The organism is Petrotoga sp. DB-2 (genome assembly GCF_054051725.1).
In genome coordinates, this window is the sequence record NZ_JBSVZD010000052.1 from 1 (window position 1) to 4,803 (window position 4,803).

Here is a 4,803-nt window from a genome sequence, read left to right on the forward strand (position 1 = left end):
AATCACTATCTTTATTGCCCTTGGTAAACTTAATTTAACTCCAGCTTAATTACCCACTATTTTCGTGATAGAACCTAAAATATTTAATCGATCTTTTTTTAGGTTCACGTCATAATAATCGTTTAAGTTATCCAATCCAATTACACTACATCCTTCGTTTAATAATCTTTTAGAGAGATGAAATCCTATAAATCCAGCTGCACCTGTTACTAAGTATGTTTTTGTGTTATCTAGTTTTTTGTAGTTAGGTATCAATTTTTGACCTCCTGGGGATTTTTTTCAATACTTTAGGGAAAACTTGAATAAACTCTTTAGCTCCTCTTCGCCCCGCTGCCCACCCTTCTAAGGAAGAGGCCTTTGGCCCCTTCGCCCCACAGCCCGCCCGTTTAAGGAAAAAACCTGCGATCCCTCGGCCAGCTGGTGGGAAGCCACCGCCCTGTGACCCTTTTAAAATCAAAATTTTATTTTTGAAAATTATTTTATTTTCAAAATCTCTAGTTTTAATAGACTTTCTGGGTTTGTAAAAAATCTTTTAGGTTTGCTTTTAAATCAGATACTTTTTCGAGGTTAACATTTTGATAGATCAATTCTTTATGTGCTTTTGTCATTGTGCTTTCGTTCTTACTGCCACTGATATTTTTTACTATTGATTTTTTACCCAAGATTTCTTCCAAGATTTGAAGCACTTCGGTTATTTTAGTAGCTTTCCCACTTCCAACATCATATACCTTAAAGCCATTTTCAGGTATTGATAGGAGTATTCTAAATAGTATTTCACCCACACCTTTTACATAAATAAAGTCTCGCCACATTTCTCCATTGTTAAAAAGTTCGATAGATATTTCATTTTTTATGCTTTCTATACATTTAAATATAAACCCATCCGGTCTTCCTAAAGGGCCATAAACAGAGAATAACCTTGCTATTGTTATTGGAAGTTTTTTTGCTTTGGCGTATGTTTCTGCGATTATTTCTGCAGATAACTTAGTAGCTCCGTACAAGGATATTGGTTTCAATTCACTGATATCTTTATTTTCTTCCATATTTCCATAAACTGAACTAGAGGAAGTGAATAAAAAATGCTTAACATTATATCTATTCGCAATGGCCAACATATTAGTAGTGCCTTCGACATTATTTTTGATGTATTCTAGTGGATTAGAAAATGAATCCCTTGCTCCAGATCTTGCTGCCATATGAACAACATAATCAAGGTTATTTTTGGAAAAGAGATTTTCTACTAGCTCTTTATCACATATATTTCCTCTTACAAATAATAGATTTTTGTATGTTTTGCTTTTTTGTTCTTTCCCATATTTGATTTCTGAAGTATCAATTCCTAAAAGAGACAATCTTTTCAATTTTAGTTCGATATCGTAATAATCATCTAAATTGTCTATAATTATAGTTGAAAAGTTATTGTTTAAAATCTTTTTAGAAAAGTGATATCCCACGAAACCAGCTCCACCTGTTACAAGAACATTAGACATTAAATCACCCTCTTAATGATTTAGGATACGTGAAATTTAGTACGCTAATTCAGTATTTTGTCAATGGTTTCAAGGTATGCTTTTATCACAATGTTTCTATCGAAGTTTTCTTCAACTTTTTGTCTTCCAGCTCTTCCGAGCTTTTCTCTTTCGGAAGAAGATAACTTTAAAAACTGTTCTATTTTTTCTATTAGTTTTTGTGTGTTTTTTGGCTCAAACAAATACCCATTTACACCATCTTCAACTATTTCTTTGCATCCTGGGATATTTGATGCGATAAGAGGCTTCCCCATCGCTGCTCCTTCTAAAAGAATATTTGACATTCCTTCATGGTAAGTAGGATTTATAATGCAATCTACTTCTTTAATTTCTTTTCTTACATCATCTGATTTTCCTAAATACTTTATTTTTGAGTTGTTAAGATTTAAAATTACCTCTTTGTACTTTTCTTCTTCATAAGGTCCCACAATTTGAAATTCTACGTTTGAATATTTAACAGAAATGTATTTTGCTGCTTCTAAGTACTCTTCTATACCTTTTTCTTTCATAATTCGACCTATGAAAAGGAATCTTGTTATTCCATCATTTTTTGATTTTTTCGTAGGCTTGAACTTTTCTAAATTAACACCCGACCCTGGTATTATTTTGGATTTAGCTTTTTCTGCAATTTTATTATCAATAAAATATTTATAATTCTCTTCGTTTTGAAAAAATATGAAAGAAGCATTTTTACAAGCATATTTGTACATATTTGTTACTAAATGTTTTATACTTTTATTGTTGAAACCAGATCCCAAGCCAGTAATATTTAAAATTATTGGAATTTTGAATTTTTTAGCTGCATAAGTTCCATATATATTTGGTTTTATTGTATAGGCTAATATTATATCTGGCTTTATTTGTTGTATTATTTTTTTATATTCTTTTATTAGATTAAGTTCTTTAAAAATGTTAGTAGATCTCGCTTCATATTTTATATACTCGAATTCACACCCTAGATTTTTAAAATATTCAATTTTTTCCGATTTTTTATAAGGTATTGAAATGATAACACTATAATCTTTTATGAATCTCTCAATAAGCTCTTTTCTTAAAGAAAAAACCCAGTCTATATGATTAGCAAGAATTAATATTTTTTTTGGCACTACACCGCTCCCCTTTTCCAAAAAACCGCTTCTATTGTTTTGAACACGATATTCACATCAAGAAATATGTCTCTGTTTTTTACGTAGTATAAATCATAGCTGAGTTTTGTTTTCACTTCTTCTAAATTAGATGAGTATTTGTACATTATCTGTGCCCAGCCTGTTAAGCCTGGCTTTAGTTTGTGCCTTGCCCAATAAAAAGGGATGAGTTCGTTGTATTCTTCTACGAATTTTATTTGTTCAGGCCTAGGACCTACAAAAGACATATCGCCTTTTAGTATATCATAGAACTGGAGTATTTCATCGAGCCTTATTGGCCGAATTATTTTGCCTATTTTTAGTATTCTGTCTTGTTCATCTGTTGCGAATTTAGCGTTATTGTTTTCTGTGTTATTTTTCATGCTTCTGAATTTGTGCATTGTGAATTTTTCGTTGTTGAGGCCTATTCTTTCTTGCGTGTATATTACTGGTTTGCCATCTTCAATGCGTATTATTAGAGACAATATTAGTATTACTGGGGAGAGTATTACTAAGGCGATGGCCGATATTAGTATATCAAGAAATCGCTTTGAAGGGTACTCTTCTACTTTTTGAAATGCCACCTCGTAATATTCTTTGAATCTTTGAGCAACTTCTATTGGTATGCGTTTTAGGTATTTTTCTACCATATTCGGTAAGTATTGAATCTCTAAGCCTTCTGCTTTGTAGTTTTGTATTTGTGGTTTTACTCTTTCTTCTAATTCTGGGTCTGTTATTACTATGCCGTGTATTGTTTGGGTTAATGCTTTTTGTGTGTTTTGTTTTAATATTTCATCGAGAGTTACTGGATTTGGGTTTATGTATTGTGTGAATTTTATTTTGTTGAGCGTTTTTTCTGAGATTTCTTCCATTATGTTGCCTATTTCTTCTTTTCTGCCTATTACGAGGTAATTTTTTACAGGCATATGTTTTTCGTAGATATTGTATTCTATTTTGTGCAATATTGGCAAGAGGATTATTGTGTACAATAGGTTGGTAAGGAAAAAGTATCTGTTGAAGTACTTACTGAGGAAGAAGTAGATAATTAGTATAGCAATGAAACTCACAAGAGTTCCAACGGTGGTTTTTATAAGAGATTCTGTGTAACTTTTCATCGTTTCTGTGTCGTATGTTCTGAAGGAGTATATCCCGAGATATATTATTAGAGATGAGATTATTGAGATGGCTATTGGTAGGTTCAATATGAAGGCGTTCATAATGAATATGAGCGCTATGTCTAATAAGTGAACCGCTGCTTTTCGCATCTTCGAGTCTAACCCCCTGTTAGGTTTTTCAAGATTCATTATAGCATTAACTTAACGATTAAATATTAAACGAATATTAAAAAATGTTTTATTCTGGTACATTACTTATGTTCAAGATGTCAAAAGCTTTTTCAGTTATGTACGAGTATTTTTTGAACAAGTTCAGGTTGATTTCTTTTTCGTTGTTGCTGGCTTTGTTGTTCGTTGCCAGAAAATCGATCCAATGTCTGTCATTATAGTATTTTGCTGCTTTTGAGTTTAATCCGTTAAAGCTCAAACAGAAATAAACTTCCATCTCTTTTATCCTGTGAAGGACGTCTTTCATTTCAAGTAACCAATCGTATTTTTCAACTTGTAGTAGTACGATATCGTATCCATCCAACTGTAATTGAAAGAGCGAGTCGAGGAGATATATTGGAAATTCTTGTGTTGGTAGTGTTATAAAAACAAAGTGATCGTTGAATGGGATGAATTCGTTATATTGTGGTGTGAGGTATAATTCAGAAGCTAAGTAGGTTTTTACACCGGTGTTGGATTCTATTGTCTTTTTGACTTCGGCGTATTTTTCTTTTATTTTTGTTATGTCTGTTTTTATGGTTGGATGGTTTATGTGCGGAGTGAAAATAACATGAGTTATATCATGTTGTTTGTAATTATTTAATTCTTTTAATGTTTCTTCAAGAGTTTGTGAACCGTTATCAACATTGGGTAGAAGATGGGTGTTGATGTCGATATACATAGGGAGCCCCTCCCCTGAGACATTTTGCTTAAATGAAGAAAAGTTTTCATTGTTAGTATTATAACATAATTTTTGGTTCTATCACGAAAATAGTGGGTAATTAAGCTGGAGTTAAATTAAGTTTACCAAGGGCAATAAAGATAGTG

At 32.0% G+C, this 4,803-nt stretch carries 4 protein-coding genes and 1 pseudogene; all 5 read right to left on the reverse strand.

The window, feature by feature from the left end; translation table 11 throughout:
- Window positions 1-75: 75 nt before the first annotated feature.
- Window positions 76-255, reverse strand: a pseudogene (locus ACW9JY_RS10265) (NAD-dependent epimerase/dehydratase family protein); the annotation flags it as partial.
- 245 nt (window positions 256-500) lie between these two features.
- On the reverse strand, window positions 501-1,490 hold the full coding sequence (locus ACW9JY_RS10270; RefSeq protein WP_457284301.1) for an NAD-dependent epimerase/dehydratase family protein: 990 nt from the start codon (window positions 1,488-1,490) through the stop codon (window positions 501-503).
- Window positions 1,491-1,534: 44 nt separating this feature from the next.
- The gene (locus ACW9JY_RS10275) at window positions 1,535-2,635 is read right to left on the reverse strand and encodes a glycosyltransferase family 4 protein (RefSeq protein ID WP_457284302.1); all 1,101 of its coding nucleotides are present in this window, start codon (window positions 2,633-2,635) and stop codon (window positions 1,535-1,537) included.
- Window positions 2,635-3,918: an exopolysaccharide biosynthesis polyprenyl glycosylphosphotransferase gene (locus ACW9JY_RS10280; protein ID WP_457284303.1), complete on the reverse strand. Its 1,284-nt coding sequence runs from the start codon at window positions 3,916-3,918 to the stop codon at window positions 2,635-2,637. Before ACW9JY_RS10280 ends, ACW9JY_RS10275 begins: the two co-directional genes overlap by 1 nt.
- Window positions 3,919-4,006: 88 nt before the next feature.
- On the reverse strand, window positions 4,007-4,657 hold the full coding sequence (locus ACW9JY_RS10285) for a CpsB/CapC family capsule biosynthesis tyrosine phosphatase (RefSeq protein ID WP_457284304.1): 651 nt from the start codon (window positions 4,655-4,657) through the stop codon (window positions 4,007-4,009).
- Window positions 4,658-4,803: the final 146 nt, after the last annotated feature.